We start from the raw sequence: 26,001 nt of genomic DNA on the forward strand, positions 1-26,001 counted from the left end.
TCGGCAAAAACGATGCCTTCGCTCAAAAGGCTCACCGCATCAATGCAGTGTCTCTTCCGGCATGTCCGGCGTCGCCCACATTTTTTCGATGTTGTAGAAAGCGCGGATTTCCGGTCGGAACACATGAACGATGATATCGCCGGTATCGATGAGCACCCAGTCGCCGGTCTCAAGACCTTCGACGCGGGCGTTTCCGAACCCTTCATCCTTCATGTCTTTCAGAAGATGCTCGCAAATCGCCGAGACATGCCTGTTCGACCGCCCGGAAACCACAACCATGTAGTCCGCAAGCGCCGATTTTCCGGCAATGTTGAGAGAGACGATATCTTCAGCCTTGGAGTCCTCGAGGCTCGCGAGGACGGTGTCGAGGGCATGGCCGGCGGCATCGGCGCCACTGTCCTGGCCCTTCGGGATAGCAACGAATGCTCTTCCCTTGGCGTGTACTGTTGTCAGAGTTTTTCCTTTCCAAGAATGACAAAACAGGCACTGCGCGACGCGATTCTCTGCGTCACACAATGAAGGTGGCATCAAAGCATTAACTTTTCAAGATATGGAGCCTTAGACGGCCGTCACATACATCATTTGTGATCGGCCGTGTCATTTGCGGCCGTTACGTAGCGCGGTGGAGCTGAGCGTGGAACGCGGTCCATGAATGAAAACCCAGGCGGGCGCTGGTTTTTTCCATAAAACACCGGCATCGTCCTCATCGATCCGCGCCTGGCTGAAGGCCTGGGCCATGGTGGAGGAGAGGTAGGAAAGCGTCGAACCCGGCCTGTCGATCACCGCAATCGGGAAAGTCTCAGCAATCGTGCGCCATTTCTGCCAGTGATGGAAACTCTTGAGATTATCGGCACCCATAACCCAGATGAAGCGCACGTGCGGATTTTTCGCCTTCACCTTGGCGAGCGTATTAGCGGTATAGCTTATGCCCAGCGATTTTTCGAAAGCCGTGACCTTGATGCGAGGATCGTGAACGAGCTTTTCGCAGGCAGCGATGCGATCTTCGAGAGAGGCCAGCTCTGAGCGGCTTTTCAACGGATTGCCTGGCGTCACCATCCACCACAGCTGATCGAGACCGAGCCTGCGCAGCGCAATCTCTGCAACAAGCGCGTGACCGGCATGCGGCGGATTAAAAGAACCGCCGAACAGCCCGACAACCATGCCGCGCTCCACATGCGGCATGGTGAGATAACGTCTGTCGAGGCGCTTATCGGCCGGCAAATATCAGATCCGTGTCTGGCCGGTGCCATGCACACGGTATTTGAACGAGGTAAGCTGCTCGACGCCGACGGGGCCTCGCGCATGCATCTTGCCGGTGGCGATGCCGATTTCAGCGCCCATGCCGAATTCACCGCCATCGGCAAATTGGGTCGAGGCATTGTGCAGCAGAATGGCCGAATCAAGTTCGTTGAAGAATCGCGCCACCACCTCGGCATCCTCGGCGATAACGGCCTCGGTATGGTTGGAAGAGTAGGTGCCGATATGTTCGATCGCACCGGAAATGCCATCCACCACGGCGACCGAAATGATTGCATCGAGATATTCGGTGCGCCAGTCCTCTTCCGTTGCCGGCGCGAGACCCGCCATCACTTCGCGTACGGCCTGCGAACCGCGCACTTCACAACCGACTTCCATCAGAGCCTTGACGAGCGGCTGCAAATGCGTGGAAACGGCAGCAGCATCCACCAGCAGCGTTTCGGCCGCCCCGCAAATGCCGGTACGGCGCATTTTGGCGTTGACAACGATGCGTTTCGCCATGTCGAGATCAGCGGATTTATCGACATAGATGTGGCAGATCCCCTCAAGATGCGCGAAAACCGGCACGCGGGCCTCCGACTGTACCCGGGCCACGAGGCTCTTGCCGCCGCGCGGCACGATAACGTCAACCGTGCCATTCAGGCCGCTGAGAAGCGCGCCGACGGCGGCGCGGTCGGTCACCGGTACCAGTTGAATGGCATGCTCGGGAAGACCCGCGATCTTCAGACCTTCCACGAGGCAGGCATGGATAGCACGCGATGAATGTTGCGAATCCGAGCCGCCGCGCAGGATCACGGCATTACCCGCCTTGAGACATAGCGCGCCGGCATCCGCCGTCACGTTCGGGCGGCTTTCGTAAATCACACCGATGACGCCAAGCGGCGTGCGCACGCGCTCGATCTTCAGGCCATTGGGCCTGTCCCATGCGGCGATGACTTCGCCGACCGGATCGGGCAGCGCCGCGACGGAACGAATGCCTTCCGCGATACCGGCAATCCGGTCATCATTGAGCGTCAGCCTGTCAATGAAGGAGGGCGCAAGACCAGCCTGATCCGCCGCGGCTAGATCTTTGCGGTTAGCACCAAGGATCGCCTCTTTCGAGGCTTCAATGGCGGAGGCCATGGCAAGCAGCGCACGGTTCTTCTGGTCCGCGCCAGCGATGGACAACGGTCGTGAAGCAGCTTTCGCCTGAGCGCCAATGGTCATCATCAGCGCGTCAATATCATGGCTCTGCTTCACGGCCTGTTCAGGCATGGACCTCATCCTTCTCTGCACTCTTAACTTTCACGGCGGCCCCGGTCATGACGAGGTCGTCGCGATGGATCATCGCCGCCCGTCCGACATAACCGAGGATCGCCTCGATCTCATTGGACTTGTGGCCGATGATGAGACGTGCCTCTTCCGCATCGTAACCCGCGAGACCGCGCGCGACCTCACGGCCTTCCGAGCCGATGATGGCAACGGCATCGCCGCGCCCGAAATTGCCCTTGACCTGCCGCACGCCAGCGGGAAGCAGGCTTTTACCGGCATAAAGGGCCTTTTCCGCGCCGGCATCCACATGGATTTCGCCAGCGGGCTGCAATTGCCCGGCAATCCAGGTCTTGCGTGCCGTCACCGGAGTCCCGGATGGCGCGAACCATGAGGAGCGCGCACCGTTTTCGATGGCCTTGAGCGGATTGAGCGTCTTGCCTGACGCGATGATCATGCCACAGCCGGCAGCGGTGGCAATCTTGCCCGCATCGATCTTGGTGCGCATGCCGCCGCGCGAAAGCTCGGAAGCTGCACCGCCCGCCATGGCTTCGATTTCGGGGGTGATGTCCGCAATCGTGTCAAGGAATTTGGCGTCCGGATCGAGATGCGGCGGAGCTGTGTACAAGCCGTCAATATCCGACAGCAGAACCAGCAAATCGGCGCCCGTCATGGTCGCCACGCGCGCCGCCAGACGATCATTATCGCCATAACGAATTTCGGTAGTCGCAACCGTGTCGTTTTCATTGATGATCGGAATAGCGCCGATCTTCAGAAGCTGGTTGATGGTGGCGCGCGCATTGAGATAACGGCGACGCTCTTCGGTGTCGGAGAGCGTCAGCAAAATCTGGCCGGCAACAATGTCATGCCGCGACAGGCTTTCCGACCATGCCCGCGCCAGCGCAATCTGGCCGACAGCCGCCGCCGCCTGGCTTTCTTCCAGCTTCAACGCGCCCGAAGGCAGGCCGAGCACGGTGCGGCCAAGAGCGATAGCGCCCGAAGACACCACCTGAACATCCGCACCGTTTTTCTTCAGCGCCGCGATGTCCTCGCAGATGGCATCCAACCAGTCTTTCTTCAGGCCGCTTTTGCGGTCCACCAGAAGCGCCGATCCGATCTTGATGACGATCCGGTGGTGGCTGCCCAGCGGCTTGCGCGTCAGGCTCATAGGCGGTCGTCCTCTTCCTCGACCTCGCTCTCATGCGGCATGGACCGATCGGGAAGGGCGGTTTCGCCGCCATTGCTTGCCGACACGATGATGTCGCGAAGGGCGCGAAGGGCTTCCGTCATGCCGATATGCGCGGCAGCGGACAGAAGAAGCGGCGGACGGCCGCAGGCCTTTTCCAGTTCCTTGGCCTTCTTTTTCAGTTCCTTTTCATCCAGCACGTCGATCTGTGACAGCGCGACGATTTCCGGCTTGTCTGTCAGTCCGCCACCATAGGCATCGAGTTCAGCTTTGACGGTCTTGTAGGCCTTGCCGACCTTCTCTTCCTGCGCGGAAACGAGATGCAGAAGCACGCGGGTGCGCTCGACATGGCCGAGGAAACGGTCACCGATGCCGACCCCCTCATGCGCACCTTCAATCAATCCGGGAATATCGGCCAGCACGAATTCACGGCCATCGATGGTCGCGACACCAAGGTTCGGATGCAGCGTGGTGAACGGATAGTTGGCAATCTTTGGCCGCGCGCGCGTCACGGTTGCAAGGAATGTAGACTTGCCCGCATTAGGCAGGCCAACGAGACCAGCGTCGGCAATCAGCTTCAAACGAAGCCAGACCGTCTTTTCTTCACCCGGAAGACCCGGATTGGCGTGCGTCGGTGCCTGATTGGTGGACGATTTGAAATAGGCATTGCCGAAACCGCCATTGCCGCCCGCGGCCAGGCGAAAGCGCTGGCCCTCCTTGGTGAGGTCGACGATCAGCGTCTCGTTGTCTTCCTCAAAAATCTGCGTGCCAACAGGCACCCGCAGCACCACGTCGGAACCTTTGGCGCCGGTGCGGGTCTTGCCCATGCCGTGCTGGCCGATCGAGGCCTTGAAATGCTGCTGGAAACGGAAGTCGATCAGCGTGTTGAGACCGTTGACCACCTCAACCCAGACGTCGCCGCCGCGTCCGCCATCACCACCATCAGGGCCGCCGAATTCGATGAATTTTTCACGCCGGAACGACACGGCACCCGCGCCGCCATCACCGGACTTGATATAGACTTTTGCTTCATCGAGAAATTTCATCGGACTGCCGTTCTGTCGGTTTGCGGGCACAACAACCAATCGTGCTGCGCCAAACAAAAATATCGTCGTTTCGAATACAAGCGCTTCTTCACAAGGTCAAAGACTATCGTGCGGGAAGCTCATGCGCGAGACAAGGCCGGTCTGGATCAAACCGGCCTTGTAATGCTCCTCAAATGCGATGCGGCTTAATGAAATCTTCAGCCGTGACCATCGTGTCGATATGCGCCACCATGGCGGCACGCGCCGTGGCGTAAATCTGGTGACAACCGGTCACCCGGAAGCCGAGCTTCTCCTGCACACGCAGCGAGGCGGGGTTATCCGCAAACACGCCGGAGTGAAGGGTCACTCCCGGCATGCGGCGAAAGAACCGCTCGACGACGGCGGCCACCGCCTCGGTCATGTAACCCTTGCCCCAGTAGAAGCGGTTGAGCCAGTAGCCCAAATGCCACTCGCCATGCCGCAATTCCACCGAGACGACGCCAATCAGCGTGTCGTCACCGCTGGTGATGGCGAAATCCCAGTCAGGCAGGGTGCCGGAGGTGCGCAACACCAGCCACTCCAGCGCATCCTGCTTGTGGTAAGGCGCGGGAACGCGGGCCAGCATTTTCGTTACCGCAAAATCGCCAAGCGATTCCGCAATGCTGCCGGCATCGGAAAGGCGCTGTGGGCGCAGCACCAGACGCGATGTCTCGATCACGGGGCAGGGGCCTGGCGGCGCTATCGCAGGGGCCGCCCGGCGGCGGCTCAGTTCGAGCGTGCTCATCCCATGTCCCCCCAGCTCTTCAGCGAAACCCAGGTCTTGCGGTCCAGCCTGTACCATTCGACCGGCACCATGCCACCGAGCGCCAGCGAACCGACCATGCCGGAGCCCTGGAACTGGAAACCGCACTTCTGGATGACACGGCGCGACGGGATGTTGGTGACCCGGCAACGGGCATCGATCTGGTCGATCTCACGCGTACGAAAGGCCATGTCGATCAGCGCATGCGCCGCTTCGGTCATGTATCCCCGGTTCCAGTAGGGTTCCCCCAGCCAGTAACCGATCTCCAGCGTCTTTTCGTCTTCCTGGGGTTCGAGCGCGCAGCAGCCCAGAAACTCGCCATTGTCCATGCGGGTAATCGCATAGACGCACTTGCCAATCTCGCCAGCTTTGGAGCGTCGCACAAAATCCGCGGCGTCTTTGGCCGTGTAGGGGTGCGGCATACGCGATACCATGGTCGCGATATTGGCATTGTTGGCAAGATGGGCAAGGGCGTCGATGTCTTCTTCGTGAGGCTTGCGCAAAACCAGCCTCTGCGACAGTAAAACGGGGCAATCGCTCCTCGACCGATCGGGCCTCGGCCGTTCCTCGGGTGACCGTGATTGGTCAACCCTCAACAATTCAGCTTGCATGGTTCAGTCCCTCCTTGGGGTTAAAGAAAAAGGGGAGTTGGGTGGTGCCCCATCTCCCCTGTTTTCTTGACTGAACCTGATACGCCTCAGCCGGGTCGATGGGACACCGGCTGCATATGACGCTTACCGGCTTATTCTGCGGCTTCCGCTTTCGGTGCCACGGATACGAATACGCGGCCATTGGCCTTCGTACGGAAGTTCACGTTACCTGCGGTCAGTGCGAAAATCGTGTGGTCCTTGCCCATGCCAACATTGGCGCCGGGATGCCACTGCGTGCCGCGCTGACGCAGAATAATGTTGCCTGGAATGACAGCTTCGCCGCCGAACTTCTTTACGCCAAGGCGCTTGGATTCGGAATCGCGACCGTTACGCGAGGAACCGCCAGCTTTTTTGTGTGCCATTGGAGTTCTCCTTTAAACCTTGTTTCCCGTGTCGCGCCGATCAGGCAGCAACGATGTCCGTGATGCGGACGACAGTGTGATGCTGACGATGGCCGCGCGAACGCTTGGAGTTCTGACGACGACGCTTCTTGAAGGCGATGACCTTCTTGCCGCGGTTGTGCTCGACAACTTCCGCCTTGACGATGGCACCCTTGACGAAGGGAGCACCGAACTTGGCGTCGGCACCTTCGCCAACAACGAGAACTTCGGTGAATTCTACAGTTGCGCCTGCCTCTGCTTCCAGCTTTTCGATGGTCAGCACGGCGTCGGCCGCTACGCGGTACTGCTTACCGCCGGTCTTGATGACTGCGAACATTTTTTATCCTTTCATGTTCGTTCCGGCTCTGCCCGCCTAAGCAAGCTGGCCGTCTTTTTATCAGTCGGAATTTGGTAGAAACCCGTCGGGACAGGATGTCCCTTTGAATGTCTGCCGGTGAAGCCGCCTTTTTGAGGGCGGTATTTAAAAGAAGGCGCACTACGCCATCAATTTGGGTGCCGATTACGCGAGACGCCGGTTTATGTCAAGATGAAGACGGCTTGAAAAGTAACTGTAACGCCAAGAATTTCATGCTTTTTCGGCAGGCGCGGCAGTCAGGTCTCGAAATTTGTCCAGCAAGTGTTTATATGGGCCTTCCAACAAGGAGCAGAAATGGCCCGCATAGACCAGACCGACGATTGGCGGGACCGCCATGCGCCGACACTTTCCGCCTTCGAATCGCTTGCGATCGAGGCCTATGGCCACCTGCCGGAAGAATTTCGCGCACTGACGAAAGATCTCATCATCGAGATCGCCGATTTCCCGACCGACGATGTCTTCGAAGACATGGCGCTCGAAACCCCTTTCGATCTCCTGGGGCTTTTCGAGGGCCGGGGCATCTCCGAACGTTTCACCATGGAAACGGGCGAGATGGTAAACCGTATCACGCTTTATCGACGTCCCATTCTAGACTACTGGGCCGAGAACGAGGAAACACTGGGTGATATCATCACTCATGTCCTCATCCACGAGATTGGCCATCATTTCGGCCTGTCTGATGACGACATGGAGCGGATTGAAGAAAGCGCCGACGAGGCCGCCGCCGATCGCTGATCGGGGCGGCCATGACTGCTTACTGCTCGCCGAGCTTCATGTCGGGATGGTATTCCTTGCCCTCGACCACCTTGGTCACGGCCTGGCCGCAATGCATGACGCCACTTGCCGCATTAAAGGCATAGCTTGGCGAACCCGCGAGTTCCCAGCCTTTGTTCAGCGCCTCGGTAACCCGGTGACAGAATTTCGCGTCGTCCGGTCCGGTGATGAAACGATAGACCTTCACGTCGTTTTTACCTTTCTTTGTGCGATGATATCGGCCATGGCGACCAGCCTTTCGGCCTGGTTTACATGCAGCCGTTCTGTCATCCGACCATTCATGTTGATGACATTCAATTTCGCATATTCCGGTTTTGCGAAAGCCGCAATGATCTCACGCGCTTCCGCGACCGCAGTCTCGTCCGGGGCGAAACGCCGGTTAGCCGGCTCGATCTGAGCAGGATGGATCAACATCTTGCCATCGAACCCCATGGCGCGCCCCTGTTCGCATTCAGCTTCGAAGGCCTCGATGTCACGAAAGTCGTTTGAAACGCTGTCGATGACTTCCAGACGGTACGCACGGGCGGCAAGCACAACCTGCATCATCCAGGGTACGAGATACATGCGGTCTGTCAGCGCTGGAACGCGCGTTTCCTTGCGGAGGTCGTTCAGTCCGATGACAAAAGCCGCCAGCCGTGCATCCGGCGTGTGGGCCGCGTCTGCAATCGAGGCGGCGTTCAGGACACCGAGCGGCGTCTCGATCATCGCCCAGATTTTCAGGGCTTCGGGCGCATCTGCTTCGGCCAGAAGATCAGCCACGTCATTGATATCCGCCGGCTGTTCCACCTTCGGCAGCAAGACTGCGTTCGGCCGACAGGAAAGAACAAGCTGCAGATCCGCCCTCCCCTCAGACGTGGAGAGGGGATTGATGCGAATAATGGTCTCGCCGCCGAAAAAAGGGGCTTCCGAAAACAAGGTTTTCAGATTCTCCCGCGCCTTGCCCTTCATGTCGGGCGCTACCGAATCTTCCAGATCGAGGATCACCCCGTCACAATCGAGATCGCGAATTTTCTCCAGTGCCCGGACGTTGATCGCGGGGACGGACAGCAGCGAACGGCGCGGTCGGACAGGAATATTTTCGGAAAAACTGACCATGCCGCACTTGTGTCAAGCTTTTGTGACATCTGCAAGCCGACAATCCACTGAATCCTCTTGCAAGCCGGAAGAAGAAGGCCCACATTCGTCTGGAAAGAAAGGTTTGGATCATGCAAGGCATACGTTCGTTTTTCATCGCCGCATCCGGCATTGCAATTCTGGCCATGGCCGCTCTTTTCACGGCGTCGCTTACGGTCGCTTTCATTGGCGTGCTCGCGGTTCTCAGCGCATCCCGCCTCCTGTCCGCGCGTCTGAAGCCGGCTCCGATCCCTGTGAAGCCCCGCGGTCAGCGCGACATGCGCGTCTGGAACGATGGTAAGGGTACGATTATCGATCTCTGAGGTCGATGAATTCGGAAAAAGCACCGGCGGTGCGCGCAAGGCGTACCGATGAATGCGGGTTTGCGCTTCTAAAGCGACCATTTTTGCAGTATTTCCCAAGTTAACTCCGGCCGGCTTTAGCCAGAGCCAGATTTTGTTCAGGGAAACACGGGAAGCGACAGATGGAAAAATTCACCAAGCTGACAGGCGTTGCCGCGCCCATGCCGGTCGTCAATATCGACACCGATATGATCATTCCGAAAGATTATCTGAAGACCATCAAGCGCACCGGTCTCGGCAAGGGCCTTTTCGCTGAATCCCGGTATCTCGAAGACGGTTCGCCCAGTCCCGATTTCGTGCTGAACAAGCCCGCCTACCAGAACGCCCAGATCCTCGTCGCCGGCGATAATTTCGGCTGCGGCTCATCGCGCGAACACGCACCCTGGGCGCTGCTCGATTTTGGCATCCGCTGCGTGATCTCCACCAGCTTTGCGGATATTTTTTACAATAACTGTTTCAAGAACGGCATTCTTCCGGTTGTCGTCAGCCCGGAGAACCTGGAAAAGCTGCTGGACGACGCATCGCGCGGATCAAACGCCGTTCTTTCCATCGATCTTGAACGTCAGGAGATCAGCGGTCCCGACGGCGGTACGATCAGTTTTGAGATCGATGAGTTCAAGCGTCACTGCATGCTGAATGGCCTCGACGATATTGGCCTGACGCTGGAACATCGCGGCGCAATCGATACCTTCGAAAAGACCAACGCCTCCGCGCGGCCCTGGGCCTGATCCCACTTTCTACGTCGGGCATTCGCACAAGCGGGCCCGTCAGGAAAATGCGTCAAGGTAAAAGACTAAAAAGCCGATCCCGTACAAAACCGTACCGGATCGGCTTTTGCTTTGCTTGAAAAGCCCCTGAGGCAGAGATAAGAAGCCCCCGATCCCGTCTGGCTGCAATAAGACCTTGCAGATGCAGGACGGAACGAGTTTGACGCCGTGCTCGCCGCCATCGAAAACCCTTCTGGATGTTTTCCGGCGCGCCGCCCAAGGAGGGTTCCTATGACAGTTCGTTCGCTTTTCCTTCTGCCCGGTGATGGTATCGGCCCTGAGGCCATGGCCGAAGTCCGCAAGCTGATCGACTATATGAACAGCGCTGAAGGTGCCGGTTTCACAGTCTCCGAAGGCTTGGTCGGGGGTTCCGCCTATGACGCCCATGGCGTTGCGATTTCCGATGCGGACATGGAAAAGGCGCTCGCCGCCGATGCTATCCTTTTCGGCGCCGTCGGCGGCCCGAAATGGGATGGCGTTCCCTATGAGCATCGCCCGGAAGCCGGCCTTCTTCGCCTGCGCAAGGATCTTGAACTTTTCGCCAATCTGCGTCCCGCCATCTGCTACCCGGCACTCGCCGCCGCTTCCTCCCTGAAGCCGGAACTTGTCGAAGGTCTCGATATCCTCATCGTTCGCGAGCTGACGGGCGGCGTTTATTTCGGTGAACCAAAGCAGATCATCGACCTCGGCAACGGCCAGAAGCGCGGTATCGACACCCAGATCTATGACACCTTCGAGATCGAGCGGATCGCCAGTGTCGCTTTCGAGCTGGCCCGCACCCGCGACAACCGCGTCTGCTCGATGGAAAAGCGCAACGTGATGAAGTCGGGCGTGCTGTGGAACCAGGTGGTCACCGAAACCCATGCCGCAAAGTACAGGGATGTTCAGCTGGAGCATATGCTGGCGGATGCCGGCGGCATGCAGCTGGTGCGCAAACCCAAGCAGTTCGACGTTATCGTCACCGACAATCTCTTCGGCGACATGCTTTCCGACGTCGCCGCCATGCTCACCGGCTCGCTTGGCATGCTGCCTTCCGCCTCGCTTGGCGCACCGGACGCCAAGACCGGCAAACGCAAGGCGATGTACGAGCCGGTCCACGGCTCGGCGCCTGACATTGCCGGCAAGGGCATCGCCAACCCCATCGCCATGATCGCGTCCTTCGCCATGTGCCTTCGCTACTCGTTCAACATGGTGGATGAGGCAACGAAACTCGAGACAGCGATTGCAAACGTGCTCGACAAGGGCATCCGAACCGCCGACATCATGGCAGAAGGCAGCCGCCAAGTCGGCACGTCCGAAATGGGTGATGCGGTTCTTGTCGAATTCAAGGCGCTTTCGGCGTAAGGCTTGATACAGGCTGGGCAGGCGGCATAGCCGTCTGCCCGTTTTCCTTCGTAAGAAGATGCTCGTAGCGCCTGTCGGTCAGTGTCTTCAGAAACGCGACAATGGCGTCGACCCGCTTGTCGTCCAGCGCCGGCGCTGATGTCAGTTCCGCCATGGCGATATTCTCAGGCACCTCAGGCGCGTCCCAGGCCCTGCCGGTTTCAGGATTGATCTGACGGCTCGGCTTCTTGCTCTTATATTTCACGTAAAACAGCACGACCGTGCGCAGATCCTTGAACACGCCATTGTGCATGTAAGGGCCGGTCACGGCGACGTTGCGCAGCGTCGGCACCTTGAATTTGCCGCGCTCAGCCGGATCACCGGCGACGATCGGATTCTGCGCAAGACCAAGATCGACTGCGCCCGGCTTCGAGCCATTTACGGCCCGGACAGGTGTATTGGCGGGCACACCGATGTTGAAATATTTGTGGTTGGTGAAGAGGCCGTCTTCCAGACCCTTGGCGCCCCGGATTTCGTGGCAGGTATTGCAATTGGTGAATTGCGTCGAGGAGATAAGAACCCGCCCCAGCTCTTCCTGATCAGTCAGCTTTTCCTCGCCACGCAGGAAGCGGTCATATCTGGAATCGAAGGTCGAGAACTCGTCCGATCGCTCAAAGCTCGCCAGCGCCTTCGTCATTGCGGCATAGGCGGTGTCGTCGTTCTCAAAAACATCCTTGCCAAACTGCGTGCCGAACGCCGCGACATAATCCGGATTCTCCTTGAGTCGCTTCACGACCGAGGGCTTGTTCGGCATACCCATTTCGACGGGGTTGAGCGGCGGTCCACCTGCCTGATCCTCCAGCAGCGAGGCGCGGCCGTCCCAGAACTGGCCACCCACATACTCTCCCGCCGCATTCCTGCCGAAAGGCGGTGAGAACCGGGCGTAGGCCGCGGTCGGCGCGTTGCGGTCGCCCAGTGAGAAACCGTCATCGCCGAGCGAAACATCGCGCCCAACCTTGTCGTTTTCCCGTCCATCGGAAAAACCGGCTGACTGCATATGGCAGGTGGAACAGGCCATCGTCCTGTTCATGGAAAGATTGGGATCGTCAAAGAGCGCCGCGCCGAGCTTTTCCAGCGTCGCATAATCTTCGCCGCCATGAGCAGCCACGCCATCGAACCCGACACCGAAAGGAGCGAGCAGAACGGATGCAGCCATAGCGGCGGAGAGAAAAAATCCGGGTTTCGTCATCGGTAGGCACGCTCGAGATAAATGCGCGATAGCAGATCCGGGCCGCGGCAGACAGAACGGCTTCCGGCCGGACTTCACGGAACATGGAGCGCCGGAAGTATTTCCGTCTTTCCATGCCCTCTGAGAGGACCCTATAACACTTTCTCACGGTCGGAGCCTACAAACTTTCACAGCTTGCTCCACTTTGCCGCACCGGGATCAAACGCCCCGGGCAATGGCGTGGAAAAACGTGCCCGAAACGAGGCCTCGCCTGCCGCCCGAAGGCCCGAGCGGGCGACCCTGCCCGTCGGCTATCTCAGCAAAAGGCGCGTCTTGGCCGGGATCGATGACCCGCGCATAATGGAATTCATGGCCGCGCAGAACTTCCCCTGCCGATCCGAGCGGACCATTCACCGCAATTGTTGCCTGCCGGTAGCCGAGATTCATCTTGCGCGTGGCAAAGCTGGTGGCATGCGACAACAGACCTGTCATGGCATGGGTCACCCCATCGGCATCCTCCAGCGCCGCCCCCATCACCATGTAACCGCCGCACTCGCCATGCACGGGCTTTGTCGCGGCAAAGCGGGTGATGCCGGCCTTGAAAACAGCGGCATTCGCGAGTTTTCCGGCAAAAAGCTCGGGATACCCGCCGGGCAGCCAGCAGATATCACAGCGCCCATCCGGAGCCTCATCGGCGAGCGGAGAAAAACGCACGATTTCGGCGCCGGATGCATGCCAGTGCTTCTTGAGATGCGGGTAAAGGAAGGTAAAAGCTGCATCTTCCGCCAGCGCAATGCGCTGGCCGGGCGGCGCGATGGCTGCTGCTTTCGAACCCGGAGGCAGCTCGACCGGTGCAGCAAGAGACAACACGGCATCGAGATCGATGGATTTTTCCATCGCGTCCGCGAGCCTTTCGATATGTGCATCGATTTCCGGATGTTCGCTCGCCTGCACGAGACCCAGGTGACGTTCCGGCAGGATGAGGGAGGGGTCGCGCAGCACGCATCCGGCAACCCGCAATCCGATTTTTTCGATGGCTTCCGTACACAGGAGCCTGTGCCTTTCGCTGCCGGCCCGGTTCAGCACCACCGCCGCCATGGTTACGGCGGGATCGTAATGGGCAAAACCGTGAGCAACGGCGGCGGCGGTCTGCGACTGACCGGACACATCGAGGACCAGCAGCACGGGAATGCCGAATAGCCGTGCCAGATCCGCAGCCGAACCGGTACGGTTTTCCGCCACCGGAATGCCGTCGAACAGGCCCATCGCGCTCTCGATCAGAATGAGATCGGCGTCTTGCGTGTGCTGTGAAAACAGGTGCAGCAGCAGCTCTGGCCTCATTGCCCAGCTATCCAGATTAAGACCTGACGAGCCGGTGGCGAAGGCATGGAAACCCGGGTCTATGTAATCGGGTCCCGTCTTGATGCCGCGTACCTTGATGCCGCGTCGGGCAAAAGCCCGCAGCAGGCCGATGGTCACGCTGGTCTTGCCGGATCCCGAGCGCGCTGCGCCGATGATGATCGCCCGCGCCGTCATGCCTGCGAAACTCCCAGCCGCTCGCGCATCGACACAATCTCTCCGATGACGATCAAGGCCGGCGCTTCGAAATTTTCCCGCATTGCATCGCCAGCTATGCTTTCCAGCTTGCTAATAAAGATGCGCTCTTGTTCAGTTGTCGCCGACATGATGACAGCGACCGGCGTCGTTGCCGCACGTCCGCCCTGCATCAGAAGCTTTGCAATTGCGCCGATATTCTTCAGACCCATATAAACGACGACGGGCTCCTGTGTTTTTGCCAGCGCCAGCCAGTCCAGGTCCTCCTCCGTGCCCGCCGCATGACCGGTGGCGAGCGTCACGGCGCGACTGATCCCACGCATCGTGGCTGGAATACGCGCAGAAGCCAGCGCCGCCAGCGAAGATGTCATGCCCGGCAATATGCGAAACGGAACGCCGGCACGAACCAGCGCCTCCGCTTCTTCGCCGCCACGGCCAAAAATAAAGGGATCGCCGCCCTTCAGCCGCAGCACCTTTTTTCCCTGCCGGGCGAAATCGATCAGCGAGGCGGTAATATCGTCCTGCGTCGCAGAGGGCTTGCCACCGCGCTTGCCGGCAAAGACGATCTCCGCCTGGGGACCGAGCGCCACTACATCGTCACTCACCAGCGCATCACGCACGATGATCTCGGCCTGGGAGAGTGCCAGCACCACTTCGAGCGTCAGATAACGCACATCGCCCGGCCCTGCGCCCGCGAGCCAGACGTGCCCCGCTTCGAAGGCCGGACTTTTTGCGGCAATACTGTTCAAAATCTGCGGTATCGACATTCTCTTGGCTGCTTTTTAACGATGACGGAAAAAGCCGTCCCGGCTATAGGAATTCATATGGAAACGGATGGAAAGACCCTTCGCCGCGGCTGGACCACGGGCACCTGCGCGGCAGCCGCCACGAAGGCGGCCTGCGCCGCCCTTCTGACCGGCGAGTTTCCTTACCCTGTCGAGGTCGAACTTCCAAGCGGCGCGAGGCCCGCATTTTCCCTCGCGACCGAGGAAAAGGGTGAAAACTTCGCCCGCGCAGGTGTCATCAAGGATGCAGGCGATGACCCTGATGTTACCCACGGCGCGCTGATCGAAAGCACGGTGCGGCGCGGTCAACCGGGAAGCGGTATCACCTTTAAGGCCGGCATGGGCGTCGGCACCGTCACGCGGCCCGGACTGCCCCTGCCGCCAGGAGAACCCGCCATCAATCCCGTGCCACGCAAGATGATCGAAACCGCCATTCACGAGGTGGCTGGTGCGGAGACTGATTTCGAAGTTGAAATTTCCGTTCGGGACGGCGAGAAACTTGCGGAAAAAACCCTCAACGGCAGACTCGGCATTCTCGGAGGTATCTCCATTCTCGGCACCACGGGCGTCGTTATCCCTTTTTCCTGCTCGGCCTGGATCCACTCCATCTGGCGAGGCATTGACGTGGCGCGTGCGACCGGCTGCACTCATGTGCTCGGCGCTACCGGGAACTCCTCTGAAAAAGCGGGACAGGCGCTGTATGAACTGCCCGAGACCGCGTTGATCGACATGGGGGATTTCATCGGCGGCATGTTGAAATATCTGCGCAGCCACCCGGTCGAACGGGTAACGATTGCTGGTGGCGTCGCCAAGATGACGAAGCTCGCCCAGGGGATGCTCGACGTGCACTCCAAAAAAGGTCTTGCCGATCTCGATGCGCTGGCGGCGCTGGCAGGGGAGGCAGGTGGCGATGGGGAACTCGCTGACGCCATTCGCAGCGCCAACACCGTCGCCCATGCTTTCCAGCTGGCCGATCGCAACGCTATCGATCTTGGCGCGATCGTTGCGGAAAAAGCCTGGGTGACCGCGGCGGCGGCGCTGAGGACGCCGACCATAGCACTGGATATCCTGGTTTTCGATCGCCAGGGCGCGTTGAAGGGACGCACCGCCTCCACCCCGTCGCATCAGCCCGCCGCATCCTCCTTTGGAGACCGGAAGCGGCGTACATAGTCTGCACTGTAGAGTGCGCTTTCACGAAAATCCGTCGAGGCCAAACCACGGCCGACAAAGATCAGCGCCGTGCGCTCGACAGGCTCGGCCGCAAGCTTGCCTTCGATATCGAACAGGCTACCGCGAATGACCCGCTCATCCGGCCAGGACGCCCGCACGACAATGGCGACGGGGCAATCGGAACCATAAAGCGGCGTCAATTCTTCCACGACCCTGCCGATGGCATGAATGGCAAGATGGATGGCAAGCGTCGCGCCCGTCGCGCCGAAAGCCTGCAGCGTCTCACCATCGGGCATCTTCGATGCACGCCCGGAAATCCGCGTCAGCACAAGGCTCTGCGCCACTTCCGGCACCGTCAGTTCGCGTTGCAAGGCTGCCGCGGCGGCGGCGAAGGAAGGAACCCCGGGCGTCACGCTGTAATCGAGCCCCAGCTGCTCCAGCCGGCGGATCTGTTCGCCCATTGCGCTCCAGACGGAAAGGTCGCCGGAGTGCAACCGTGCAACGTCCTTGCCTTCCCTTGCTGCCGCGATGAATTCCGCCTCGATCTCATCCAGCGAAAGTGCGGCCGTATCGACAATACGCGCGCCCGGCGGGCAATAGTCGATCAGCGCCTTCGGAACCAGCGAGCCGGCATAAAGGCAGACCGGGCACGCCGCGATAAGATCGCGCCCGCGCACCGTAATGAGATCGGCGGCGCCCGGACCGGCACCGATGAAATGAACCGTCATTCGTGTTCTCCATGTTCGATCGCGCAGCCGCCATCCTCTGGGGCGGCACCGTCAGCGGTTGCGATGGCCACCGTCACATCGCCGTGTACGAGCCGCGGCGCGACCAGTCTTGCATTCTCTCCCGCTGCCGCAAGCGCCGCGGTTTCGCTCACGCTCGGCAAACCGGACCGCTCGAAACTTGCGCGTGAAAACGTCAGCGTTTTCGAGATAACCGCGTCAAGCCGGTGCTGCGCGACGATTTCGAGCGACAGGGAAAGGGTTTTCGCCGCTTCCGCAAGGCCGGCTTCCCGCGATTTAAGTGGCGCAGTTGCCAGACGGTCGGCCTTGACGCCAAAATCCTGCTCGGCAGCGCGCAAGGCAGCGATGATCATCCCCGCCGTCGCTCCCTTACGGCAGCCTATGCCAGCCACGATCACCATGGCTTCACCCAGCTCCACTGGGTCACCGGCATAGCCGGACGCCACCCCGACATTGAACCGACAGCAGCCGCCCGCGACACATCCAGTCTTACGATCGAACCGCCGAGCCTCGCATGCGCGGCCAGCAGAACTGCCTCCATTTCCAACGTCACGGCATTGGCGACCAGACGTCCCCCGGATTTCAATGCCTCCACGGCCCCATCGAATACACCCGCTTCACTGCCGCCGCCGCCAATGAAGATTGCGTCCGGACGGGGTAACCCTTCAAAAGCGTCGGGAGCGGAACCGATCATGACCTCAAGCCCGGGAACACCGCAGACGTCGGCATTAAACGTTATGCGTTCCGCCCTTGCTGGATGCTGCTCTATGGCAATGGCACGGAGCGAGGGGTGCGACAGCATCCATTCAATGCCGATCGAGCCGGAACCCGCACCGATATCCCAAAGCAGTTCGCCGCGGCGTGGCGCCAGCGACGACAGGGTCACAGCCCGGATTTCGCGTTTGGTGATCTGCCCGTCATGTTCGAACAGGCCATCGTCAAGTCCGTGCGCAAAGGGCAGGATACGTGCGCCTTGATCCGCAACAACGTCAATTGCCACGACATTCAGAGCATTGACGTCCTTAACGGCGAAATCGCTCGCCGGGAGGCGGCGCGATCTTTCCCGTTCTCCTCCCAAAGCCTCGAGCAGAGTGAATTCCGACCGGCCGAAACCGGAGGCAGACAGCAATTTTGCGATCAAAACCGGGTCGCGCTCGTCCGACGTCAGCGCTATGATGCGGGTGCCGGGATGGAGATGCGGCCGCAAAAGGTCGATGGGTCGGCCGTGCAGCGAAACGCACTCGACCGATTGCAGCGGCCAGCCGAGCCGGGAAGCCGCGAGAGAAAAGGCCGAAGGCGAAGGATACGATGCAACCTCTCGGACAGGGACGTTTCTCAGAAGCGTGACGCCCACACCGTAGAAGAATGGATCACCGGATGCCAGCACGCAAATCCTCCTGCCGCGCAGCGCCAGAACGTCCCTCATCTCCACGTCGAATGGCACGGGCCAGGCCCGCGCCTCGCCCTGAATGGCCGCAGCGGCCAGGTCCAGATGACGTTTGCCGCCAAAGACAATTTCGGCGGCCTCGATTGCCCGCAGCGCATTTTTACCGAGCCCGTCAAGCCCGTCCTCGCCGATGCCGACGATGGAAAGCCAGCGCGTTGCTTCCTTTTCGGTGGAAGCCTTGCCCGTTCCGGAATATTCAGAGGTCATGACACGCTCCATACTCATTCTTGGCGGCACGACCGATGCCCGCCTCCTGGCCGGCCGGCTGGGCGAAGATTCCAGCTATCGTATCCTGCTCTCCATGGCAGGGCGCACGATCTCCCCGGTGGAACAGCCCGTACCCATGCGCAGTGGCGGCTTCGGCGGTGCGGCGGGGCTGGCGGATTTCATCCGCGCCGGGAATTTCGATATTCTGGTGGATGCGACCCATCCCTATGCCGCCAGAATTTCCGCCAATGCCGTGGAGGCGTCGAAGCGAGCAGGCGTTCCGCTCATCAGGCTTTCGCGTCCTGCCTGGCAGCTTCAGCCGGGCGATAACTGGCAAAGTGTCGAGAGCATCTATCAGGCGATCGTCGCGCTTGGCGGCCAAGGCAGATGCGTGTTTCTGGCGCTCGGTCGACAGGAGCTTCTTCCTTTTGAGGCCGCGCCCCAGCACAACTATCTCATCCGCAGCGTCGATCCCGTGGAACCGCCGCTGAAGTTGCCGGATGCGCGTTACATCACTGCACGCGGTCCTTTCGCAACGGAGGACGAAATCCGTATGCTGGAAGAAAACCGCATTGAGGTCGTGATATCGAAAAACTCGGGTGGCGCAGCAAGTTACGGCAAGATCGAAGCGGCCAGACAACTCCATCTGCCGGTTATCATGATCGAGCGGCCGAGGCAGTCGCACGACACGGCCGCCACAAGCGTAACGGTGCCGGATATAGCGACTGCGCTCACCGCCATCCACCATCAGTTTTCTCTTTTCGAAAAACGAGGCGAATAAACGATCGGTTCTTTTCCGGGACGTTCGATCAAACGCGTTTCTTCCGAACCGACAATGACACAGGTCGCCATGTCTGCCATGTCGCTCGACGCCTCCGATAGCGGCACGACCCGTATGCGCTCATCCAGGCGGCCTGCCGCCCTGCCGAAGATCACCGGCACCGATCCGGGCAGATGCACCCGCAGCAGGTCAAACGCCGTGCCGAGCTGATGCGGCCGCGCCTTGCTGACAGGATTATAGAAGGCCATCACGAAACCCGCCTGCGCCGCCGCGATCAGTCGTTTCTCGATGATTCCCCAGGGTTTGAGATTGTCCGACAGTGAAATGGCGCAAAAATCATGCCCGAGCGGCGCACCCGCTCTTGCCGCCACCGCCAGCATCGCCGTCACGCCCGGCACGACGGAAACATCGATATCGCGCCATTCGGATGGACCATTTTCGATTGCCTCGCAGATGGCCGCCGCCATGGCGAAAACACCGGGATCACCACCGGAAACCACGCAGACCCTGCCACCTTCGGCCGCAAGCCGAAGGGCCTGTTCAGCGCGGGAGATTTCCTCACGATTGTCGGAGGCATGGCGGCGCTGGTGGGGACCAAGCGACAGCCGGTCGAGATAAGGAATATAGCCGAAAAAATCGTCGGATGCCGCGACAGCCGCAAGCGCCTCCGGCGTCACCTGTGCAGCATTACCGGGACCCAGTCCGACGACGACGAGCTTGCCGGTCATGGTGCTTCACCCGCGCCGGGCCTCGTTTTCCAGCCAGGTACAAGAACCAGCGAAAAGTAAGGCGCAGGCGAAGCATCCCGCTCGATGAGCCGCACTGCATGGCTGTTGGCCATGGTGCCGCGCTCGACATAAAGCGCCTGTTCGAGCTTGCCGGCCTTTTCCAGTGCACGGCGGATTTTGGGCAGGTTGCGCCCGACTTTCATGATGACCGCCCCGTCCGTGCCGGAAAGACGGTCAGAAAGAACATCTTCTGCAAGCGTTCCAGGAAGCACGCTCAGAATATCGTCTCCCTGCACCAGCGGCAGCCCAGCCATGGACCAGCAGCCGGACATGGCGGTGATGCCGGCTACGACTTCCGCCTGATAGGACGGCGCAAGCCGCAGATGCAGATGCATATAGGAGCCATAGAACAGCGGATCGCCCTCCGAGAGCACGGCAACATTCCTGCCGGCTTCGAGATGTGCTGCAATGTCCTTCGCCGACTGATCGAAAAATCGGGCGATCGCATCGCGATAATTCTCACCGTTCTTGTCGCTTTCGACCGTGACGGGGTAAACCAACGGCATTTCAAGCGTGCCCGGACGGATAAAGGCCTCGACGATACCACGGCCGTTGCCGCTACTGCCCTTTTTGCAGAAGAAAGCCAGAACGTCGGCTGCCTCGATGGCGCGCACCGCTTTCAGCGTCAGCAGTTCAGGATCGCCGGGACCGGTGCCGACGCCGACGAGTTTCCCCTTACGATGTTCAAAAAGAGCCGCGCTCACAGGCCCGCCCTCGCAACAGCGTTGACGGCGGCAGCCGTCATGGCCGAGCCGCCCATGCGTCCCTTGACGATGGCGTAGGGAATGCCGAGCGTACTGACTTCCAACGCATCCTTCGATTCCGCTGCGCCGACGAAACCGACCGGCATGCCGATGATGGCGGCGGGGCGAGGCGCGCCCTTTTCGAGCATCTCCAGAAGATAGAACAGGGCTGTTGGCGCGTTGCCGATCGCCACCAGAGCACCGTCCATGTGCTCCGCCCAGAGATCAAGCGCGGCGGCCGAACGTGTATTGCCGATGGACCTCGCAATGTCGGGCGTGCGCGGATCACGAAGTGTGCAGATGACCGCATTGGCGGCTGGCAGGCGCGCGCGCGTCACACCATGGGCGACCATTTCCGCATCGCAAAGGATGGGCTTGCCCGCAAGGAGTGCGCCACGCGCGGCAGAGACAAAATCCGGGGAGAAACGGAAATGGGCGGCGGCCTCAACCAGCCCGCAGGCATGAATCATGCGAATGGCGATGTCCGCCTGATCCTCGGCAAAAGCGGACAAATCCGCTTCCTCGCGTATTATGGCGAAGGAGCGCTCATAGATCGCATTGCCATCGCGAATATAGTCATAGTCGGTCATCGGTCATCCTGTCGAAGCGCCGCGACAATTGCCTGCCTGCCCAGACGGGCAAACAGGCCAGCGGCGTTTTCCCCGGGCTTATGTTCTTTTTCATAAAGACGGGCAAGCCGCGAAAGCGCCGCTCTTTGTTGTGCAAAGGGTAAAATGCCGTCCGGCGAATCACCGGCGCGGCCAAAAATCGAAAAAGCCATGCCATTATCGGAACCTGAAAAGGTCAGAAGCGACGGCGCGGGATGGGCGCAGCCTTTGCCGCATCCGGAAATATGCAGGGTCACGGAACCGTCGAGCAGCGGGGCGCAAGCGCCTGCCGCAAAGGAAGCCAGTTCGTGAGTAGGATAAAAGGCCGACGCGCAACCGGGAGCGCCGGGACAGACTGCTATGGAAGATCGCCCGTCGCCGGCAGCCGTGACGAAACCCGATGTTCCGGCACTTGCAAGTAGTGCGCCGCACGCGCGCTGGGAACCGAAAAACAGCAGGCTATGATTTATCGCTGGCCGAAGAGACTGAATACCGAGCATGGCGGCCGTTTCGCAGAGACGCGCTATATCAGCGGCTTTGATCTGACTGAAGGCAGGCGCGACGCCTGCAGCAAAACCGGCCCCGCCTGCGGCCATCAAACCCAAAGGCACGAAGGACGGGGATGCCTCGCTTCCGGCCCAATCCACCAGATGATCACCGCAGATCGCTTCAATCATCTTCCGATCCAGATCGCGACCGCGGGCGAGCGGACCTTTTTTTGCCAGAAGCGCGAGTAATTCAAGGACGACACCAGCTGCGGCGCCGGCGCCAACCAGCCCCGCATCCACCGAGCTGCTTTCCGGACCGCCCACAAACAGGCGCCAGAAGACCTGCCCTTCCAGACGCTGTGCTTTCAGGCGGATGTCAGCGAGCAAATCTCCCATGGAGACATATCCGCCACCGTCGATCACCACAGACATTTTGGCGGCGAGTTTTTCAGCAAGCCCCAGCGCTTTTGCCTCCCGGCGAATCTCGTCTGCAAGAGAACGGCCATCGGCAATTTCCGTCTCGTCGCGACCGGATAAGGGCGAAACCTCAACCGCCAGCCCATCGCGAAGCGGTAGACCAAGCGCCAGAACCTCTTTTTCCAGAAAGCGCGCGCTCTCGGGCGACAGACCGCGAAATTGCAGGCTGCCCCGGGCGGTAATGTCCATCAAGCCATTGCCATGGAAATCCGAAAGATCGCAAAGCCTCTTCATCTCAAGGGGCGTGATATCCTCTTCGAATGCGATCCGTGACAGGAGACCATCGCCGGTGGGCATGGGTGCAGAGAGAGCCGGGCATGCACCGCGGCGGCTGACTGGCTGAACGGGATTGAATAAGGCCGTCATCACGCGCCGACCCTTTCCGGACGGGGCAAAAGCAGCATTTCAAGCTCCGCATCCACCGCGTTTCGGCGACTGTGCCACAGGCCGCGGCGGCGGGCGGACAAGAAACGTTCCGCCATCACCCGCGCTGCCTTCGGGTTTTCGCGCAGGATGAAATCGCGCACCGCTTCATTGCCGAAATAGGCATCGTAAAGGGCTTCGATCAACGATGACGACACCGCATTGGTGGTTTCGGCAAAGCCGACCAGCCGGTCCACCGCCTCGGCAAACTCCGCCGCACCGCGTGGACCATGTCGCATCTGGCCTTCGATGAAGCGCGGATTGACGGCCCGGGCCCGCACCACCCGCGTCAGGGCCTGTGTCATCGATCTTGCCCGTGGGCGCGCCGGATCGGTCGTATCCAGCGCCACGATATCGGCAACGCCTCCAAGTGCAGCCTTGGCAGCGGAAAAGCCGCCAATGAAAGCGACATCGGAAGAACCGTCCAGAAGATCGCGGCCGGGATCATCGCCGGTGTGAACCAGAAGATCAGCCCGGCGCACCGCCTGCGCAAATCCGGCATCCTCGAAAATCTCCAGCCCGTCCGCACCCCCGAATGCGTGACTTGCCGCATCTAAGTAGGCTTTACCCAGCTCCTCGCGTTCGTCCCATTTGCCGCTGGCGAGCTTCTCCTCAATACCGGCACCATAGGTGCCGGGCGCAGAGCCGAAAATCCGCGGTGGTATATGACCGAGCAGAGCCGCCTCTTCCGCAAGCGGATTGTCGCCCGGCGCTTCTTCACGCCGCGCCACGGCCTTGGCGGCAGCATCGAGAAGCGCGATCAGCGCAGGAAACATATCCCGAAACAGGCCGGAAATGCGGAACGTCACATCAACGCGTGGACGGCCGAGGCTGGCCGGCGGCAGCACCTCGATGCCGGTCACGCGGCCGGTGCCGGCGTCGTAAATCGGCCGCGCTCCCATCAGGTGCAGCGCCTGCGCCACATCCTCGCCGCCGTTGCGAAGACTGGCACTTCCCCAGAGATCGAACACCAGATGTTTCGGCCAATCCCCGTGGCTCTGCAGATGATGACGGAGCACCTCTTCGCCGGCCATGCGCCCGAGTTCAAAAGCGGTGGGCGTCGGCATCGTGCGCGGATCCGCTGCATAAAGATTGCGGCCCGTGGGAAGTACATCGATCCGGCCCCGTGCCGGTGCGCCGGAAGGACCGGGAGCAACGTGCCGGCCATCGAGTGCGGCAAGCAAGGCCGCCTTCTCGGCCCGGGCGCTTTGAAGTCTCAGAGGATCAGCCTCACCTTCGGCGCATCGGCCGAAAATGTGTTGGCCGTCCTTGATCGCAAAATCCTTGAGATCACAGAGAAAGGCGTCGATGCGTGAGAGGGCGGCGTCGGCATCGTCCTTCGTATTCACGCCGGCCTCGGTTGCAAGCCCGGTTTCCTGCGCTTTTTCAATGATCAGCTTCGCCAGCCGGTCGCGCCGTCGCCGATCGAGCCCATCGGCCTGCGCATATTCGTCGACCAGCTGTTCAAGCGCCAGTTGTTCCGGCGAAAGCCCGGCATTAACCAGCACCGGCGGAATATGGCCGATGGTGACGGCTGCAATGCGCCGTTTCGCCACCGCCGCCTCACCGGGATTGGAAACGATAAACGGATAAATCACCGGCAGCGGACCAGTGACAATTTCCGGAAAGCACTTGCGGGAAAGCGCCACTGTCTTGCCCGGCAGCCATTCCAGCGTACCGTGCGCGCCCACATGCACGATGGCATGGGCGGATGCCACGCGCTGCATCCATGCGCCGAAGGCAACAAGCGCGTGGCGCGGAGGCAGGGCGGGATCGTGATAGTCAACCCGGCGGTCCTCATTGCGCCCCCTGTCCGGCGCAAGCGCCACGAAGACCTGGCCGAAACGCGCGACGCGAAAACGAAACCCGCCATCGGCGAAAGCTTCATCACTTTCCGCAGCTCCCCATGTCGCACTCAAGGAGGCCGCGGCATCGTCAGGCAAACCCGAAAGAAAACCTCGATAGTCCGCAAGATCGATCGTCGCTTTCTGCTGCTCAAGGCGATCGAGCAGCGCCCTTGCCGTTTCAGGAATATCTTCGACGCAATAGCCGGCATCAGCAAGATCTCGCAGCATTTCGAGCACGCTTTGCGGCACATCCAGACCAACGGCATAACCGGTTCGACCCGGGGCTGCACCCGGATAATCCGGCATCAGAACGACAATGCGCCGCTCCTCCGGCGAGGTATTTTTCAAACGCAGGAAGGCCGCGATGCGGCTTGCCACCTGTTCGACACAATCCGCCTCCGGCATGTTTACGAGACTGATACCGCCATCGGTCCGAGGCTGCTTGAAGGAAATCACGCCTGCGAAAATCCGGCCATCCAGTTCAGGCAGCACAATATGCATGGCAAGATCGGACGGGTTTAGTCCACGCGCATTCGCCGCCCAGCCGTCGCGGCGGGTCGTCGCCATGGCGACCTGGAAAACGGGAACGCCAAGCCGATCGAACAGCGTATGGCCATCGGCATCGCTCTGACTGGCAAAGGCCGTCGCAGCAAGGATGGCAGCCGGCTGAATATCCCTCAGCGCCTTTTCGAGAAAGCGAAGGGCGTCGCCATCCTTCAGGCCGCTGACAAAAATCGGCACCGGGGAGAAACCGCGCTCGCAAAGCGCGTGAAAGAGCGCATCCACCGGCGCTGCATCCGCAGCCAGCAACATGGAGCGATAAAAGACAATAGGCAGAACGGGCGCGGCAGCCGGGAAGCCAGAGCAGGCCTCCATTTGCCCCAACACCCCCACCCCCGGCCGATAAAAGCCGGCTTTCGGCAATGGCTCAGCTTCTATCATCGGCCATGCGTCATCTCTTGCCAGAGCGGCGAGGCCACCGGCAAGGCGACCCATATTCTCTCTTCCACCTTCGCGGAAAAAGGAAAGGACGGATGCCAGGATGTGTGTGTCCACGGTCGACGCCGCTTCGAGCTTTTCGTCCCTTTCACTGCATTCGCCGGGCAGAAGCAGAAGCTTTATCCCACGTCGGCGCGCCATGCTGGAAAGCTGATCAACTCCATAACGCCAGCGTTCCGCTCCACCGAGGATTCGGACAAGGATGACCGTGGCATGCTCCGCCGTCTTTTCGATCCACAGGTCAACCGACATGGGATGGCGAAGCTCGGCGAGGTTTGCGGCGGACAGGCTGGGGAGCACACTGTCCGCCTGTCGCCACGCCTGCTCAAGCCCGGCAAGATCGCTTGTCGAAAACGACAGCATCACCACATCCGATCGAGGCTGGTTGAGGTCAACCGGCTCGATCAGATCGTCAAGAGACGAGGATGTGGTGGCAAGAATATGCAT

Annotated in this window: 28 protein-coding genes; 6 read left to right on the forward strand and 22 right to left on the reverse strand. The window is 60.3% G+C overall.

The features are described 5' to 3' along the window. Positions 1-39: 39 nt before the first annotated feature. The 9 genes from rsfS to rplU form a co-directional block, all read right to left on the reverse strand. Entirely contained in the window at positions 40-528 is a 489-nt protein-coding gene (gene rsfS / locus FHW77_RS19925; RefSeq protein ID WP_004444112.1) for a ribosome silencing factor, read from the reverse strand. Positions 529-597: 69 nt separating this feature from the next. Next, positions 598-1,182, reverse strand: a complete 585-nt coding sequence (locus FHW77_RS19930) for a nicotinate-nucleotide adenylyltransferase (RefSeq protein WP_044459702.1) — start codon at positions 1,180-1,182, stop codon at positions 598-600. 42 nt (positions 1,183-1,224) lie between these two features. After that, on the reverse strand, positions 1,225-2,511 hold the full coding sequence (locus tag FHW77_RS19935) for a glutamate-5-semialdehyde dehydrogenase (RefSeq protein WP_004444117.1): 1,287 nt from the start codon (positions 2,509-2,511) through the stop codon (positions 1,225-1,227). Continuing rightward, complete coding sequence (gene proB, locus FHW77_RS19940) at positions 2,504-3,673, reverse strand: glutamate 5-kinase (RefSeq protein ID WP_004444120.1); 1,170 nt, start codon at positions 3,671-3,673, stop codon at positions 2,504-2,506. The genes FHW77_RS19935 and proB overlap by 8 nt, the downstream gene beginning before the upstream one ends. Beyond that, entirely contained in the window at positions 3,670-4,737 is a 1,068-nt protein-coding gene (obgE, locus tag FHW77_RS19945; RefSeq protein ID WP_004444121.1) for a GTPase ObgE, read from the reverse strand. Before obgE ends, proB begins: the two co-directional genes overlap by 4 nt. A gap of 169 nt (positions 4,738-4,906) precedes the next feature. Next, on the reverse strand, positions 4,907-5,500 hold the full coding sequence (locus FHW77_RS19950) for a GNAT family N-acetyltransferase (RefSeq protein ID WP_004444123.1): 594 nt from the start codon (positions 5,498-5,500) through the stop codon (positions 4,907-4,909). After that, positions 5,497-6,129, reverse strand: coding sequence for a GNAT family N-acetyltransferase (locus tag FHW77_RS19955; RefSeq protein ID WP_004444125.1), 633 nt, complete (start codon positions 6,127-6,129; stop codon positions 5,497-5,499). The genes FHW77_RS19950 and FHW77_RS19955 overlap by 4 nt, the downstream gene beginning before the upstream one ends. 131 nt (positions 6,130-6,260) lie before the next feature. Further along, positions 6,261-6,530: a 50S ribosomal protein L27 gene (rpmA, locus tag FHW77_RS19960; RefSeq protein WP_004444127.1), complete on the reverse strand. Its 270-nt coding sequence runs from the start codon at positions 6,528-6,530 to the stop codon at positions 6,261-6,263. A gap of 40 nt (positions 6,531-6,570) precedes the next feature. Next, the gene (gene rplU / locus FHW77_RS19965; RefSeq protein WP_003492690.1) at positions 6,571-6,885 is read right to left on the reverse strand and encodes a 50S ribosomal protein L21; all 315 of its coding nucleotides are present in this window, start codon (positions 6,883-6,885) and stop codon (positions 6,571-6,573) included. 333 nt (positions 6,886-7,218) lie between these two features. On the opposite strand from rplU, the gene FHW77_RS19970 reads away from it, so the two are divergent. Then, the gene (locus FHW77_RS19970; RefSeq protein ID WP_003520258.1) at positions 7,219-7,659 is read left to right on the forward strand and encodes a metallopeptidase family protein; all 441 of its coding nucleotides are present in this window, start codon (positions 7,219-7,221) and stop codon (positions 7,657-7,659) included. A gap of 19 nt (positions 7,660-7,678) precedes the next feature. Here the strand turns inward: FHW77_RS19970 and FHW77_RS19975 are convergent, their stop codons facing one another. After that, on the reverse strand, positions 7,679-7,885 hold the full coding sequence (locus tag FHW77_RS19975) for a DUF1737 domain-containing protein (RefSeq protein WP_003505258.1): 207 nt from the start codon (positions 7,883-7,885) through the stop codon (positions 7,679-7,681). Then, positions 7,882-8,793 (reverse strand): HpcH/HpaI aldolase/citrate lyase family protein, encoded by a 912-nt coding sequence (locus FHW77_RS19980; protein WP_004444137.1) that lies wholly within the window; start codon positions 8,791-8,793, stop codon positions 7,882-7,884. Before FHW77_RS19980 ends, FHW77_RS19975 begins: the two co-directional genes overlap by 4 nt. A 110-nt stretch (positions 8,794-8,903) precedes the next feature. On the opposite strand from FHW77_RS19980, the gene FHW77_RS19985 reads away from it, so the two are divergent. From FHW77_RS19985 to leuB, 3 genes are all read left to right on the forward strand, one after another. Next, a complete protein-coding gene (locus tag FHW77_RS19985) occupies positions 8,904-9,134 on the forward strand; it encodes a hypothetical protein (RefSeq protein WP_004444139.1) in 231 nt (76 codons plus the stop codon). A gap of 161 nt (positions 9,135-9,295) precedes the next feature. Next, the gene (leuD, locus tag FHW77_RS19990) at positions 9,296-9,901 is read left to right on the forward strand and encodes a 3-isopropylmalate dehydratase small subunit (RefSeq protein WP_004444140.1); all 606 of its coding nucleotides are present in this window, start codon (positions 9,296-9,298) and stop codon (positions 9,899-9,901) included. 270 nt (positions 9,902-10,171) lie between these two features. Then, on the forward strand, positions 10,172-11,284 hold the full coding sequence (gene leuB / locus FHW77_RS19995; protein WP_004444142.1) for a 3-isopropylmalate dehydrogenase: 1,113 nt from the start codon (positions 10,172-10,174) through the stop codon (positions 11,282-11,284). Here the strand turns inward: leuB and FHW77_RS20000 are convergent. The 3 genes from FHW77_RS20000 to cobA all read right to left on the reverse strand — a co-directional run bounded on the left by FHW77_RS20000 (position 11,265) and on the right by cobA (position 14,812). Beyond that, positions 11,265-12,512, reverse strand: coding sequence for a cytochrome-c peroxidase (locus FHW77_RS20000; RefSeq protein ID WP_004444144.1), 1,248 nt, complete (start codon positions 12,510-12,512; stop codon positions 11,265-11,267). The two genes, leuB and FHW77_RS20000, sit on opposite strands and share 20 nt — an antisense overlap. 198 nt (positions 12,513-12,710) lie before the next feature. After that, entirely contained in the window at positions 12,711-14,027 is a 1,317-nt protein-coding gene (locus FHW77_RS20005; RefSeq protein WP_004444146.1) for a cobyrinic acid a,c-diamide synthase CobB, read from the reverse strand. Beyond that, positions 14,024-14,812, reverse strand: coding sequence for a uroporphyrinogen-III C-methyltransferase (gene cobA / locus FHW77_RS20010; RefSeq protein WP_004444150.1), 789 nt, complete (start codon positions 14,810-14,812; stop codon positions 14,024-14,026). The genes FHW77_RS20005 and cobA overlap by 4 nt, the downstream gene beginning before the upstream one ends. Positions 14,813-14,869: 57 nt before the next feature. Here cobA and FHW77_RS20015 point away from each other — a divergent pair, with 57 nt between their 5' ends. After that, a complete protein-coding gene (locus tag FHW77_RS20015) occupies positions 14,870-16,000 on the forward strand; it encodes a cobalt-precorrin-5B (C(1))-methyltransferase (RefSeq protein WP_182590674.1) in 1,131 nt (376 codons plus the stop codon). Here FHW77_RS20015 and cobM read toward each other — a convergent pair. From cobM to FHW77_RS20030, 3 genes are read right to left on the reverse strand one after another with little or no spacing between them, the layout of a single operon-like run. Next, positions 15,955-16,728 (reverse strand): precorrin-4 C(11)-methyltransferase, encoded by a 774-nt coding sequence (gene cobM, locus FHW77_RS20020; RefSeq protein WP_004444155.1) that lies wholly within the window; start codon positions 16,726-16,728, stop codon positions 15,955-15,957. The genes FHW77_RS20015 and cobM overlap by 46 nt on opposite strands. Continuing rightward, complete coding sequence (locus tag FHW77_RS20025; RefSeq protein WP_004444156.1) at positions 16,725-17,147, reverse strand: cobalamin biosynthesis protein; 423 nt, start codon at positions 17,145-17,147, stop codon at positions 16,725-16,727. Before FHW77_RS20025 ends, cobM begins: the two co-directional genes overlap by 4 nt. Continuing rightward, positions 17,141-18,400 (reverse strand): bifunctional cobalt-precorrin-7 (C(5))-methyltransferase/cobalt-precorrin-6B (C(15))-methyltransferase, encoded by a 1,260-nt coding sequence (locus FHW77_RS20030; protein WP_004444158.1) that lies wholly within the window; start codon positions 18,398-18,400, stop codon positions 17,141-17,143. The genes FHW77_RS20025 and FHW77_RS20030 overlap by 7 nt, the downstream gene beginning before the upstream one ends. Between FHW77_RS20030 and FHW77_RS20035 the strand changes: the two genes are divergently transcribed. Next, positions 18,399-19,181: a cobalt-precorrin-6A reductase gene (locus FHW77_RS20035; RefSeq protein WP_004444161.1), complete on the forward strand. Its 783-nt coding sequence runs from the start codon at positions 18,399-18,401 to the stop codon at positions 19,179-19,181. The two genes, FHW77_RS20030 and FHW77_RS20035, sit on opposite strands and share 2 nt — an antisense overlap. Here FHW77_RS20035 and FHW77_RS20040 read toward each other — a convergent pair. From FHW77_RS20040 to cobN, 5 genes are read right to left on the reverse strand one after another with little or no spacing between them, the layout of a single operon-like run. Beyond that, positions 19,148-19,909: a precorrin-3B C(17)-methyltransferase gene (locus FHW77_RS20040; protein ID WP_004444163.1), complete on the reverse strand. Its 762-nt coding sequence runs from the start codon at positions 19,907-19,909 to the stop codon at positions 19,148-19,150. The genes FHW77_RS20035 and FHW77_RS20040 overlap by 34 nt on opposite strands. Next, positions 19,906-20,673 carry a precorrin-2 C(20)-methyltransferase gene (locus tag FHW77_RS20045; protein ID WP_004444165.1) on the reverse strand — a complete coding sequence of 256 codons (768 nt, stop codon included), beginning with the start codon at positions 20,671-20,673 and terminating at the stop codon, positions 19,906-19,908. Before FHW77_RS20045 ends, FHW77_RS20040 begins: the two co-directional genes overlap by 4 nt. After that, a complete protein-coding gene (locus FHW77_RS20050) occupies positions 20,670-21,302 on the reverse strand; it encodes a precorrin-8X methylmutase (RefSeq protein WP_004444167.1) in 633 nt (210 codons plus the stop codon). Before FHW77_RS20050 ends, FHW77_RS20045 begins: the two co-directional genes overlap by 4 nt. Beyond that, positions 21,299-22,651, reverse strand: coding sequence for a precorrin-3B synthase (cobG, locus tag FHW77_RS20055; RefSeq protein ID WP_004444168.1), 1,353 nt, complete (start codon positions 22,649-22,651; stop codon positions 21,299-21,301). Before cobG ends, FHW77_RS20050 begins: the two co-directional genes overlap by 4 nt. After that, entirely contained in the window at positions 22,651-26,001 is a 3,351-nt protein-coding gene (gene cobN, locus FHW77_RS20060) for a cobaltochelatase subunit CobN (RefSeq protein WP_004444170.1), read from the reverse strand. The genes cobG and cobN overlap by 1 nt, the downstream gene beginning before the upstream one ends.

The sequence above is a fragment of the Agrobacterium sp. RC10-4-1 genome (assembly GCF_014138475.1).
Lineage (GTDB): Bacteria > Pseudomonadota > Alphaproteobacteria > Rhizobiales > Rhizobiaceae > Agrobacterium > Agrobacterium pusense.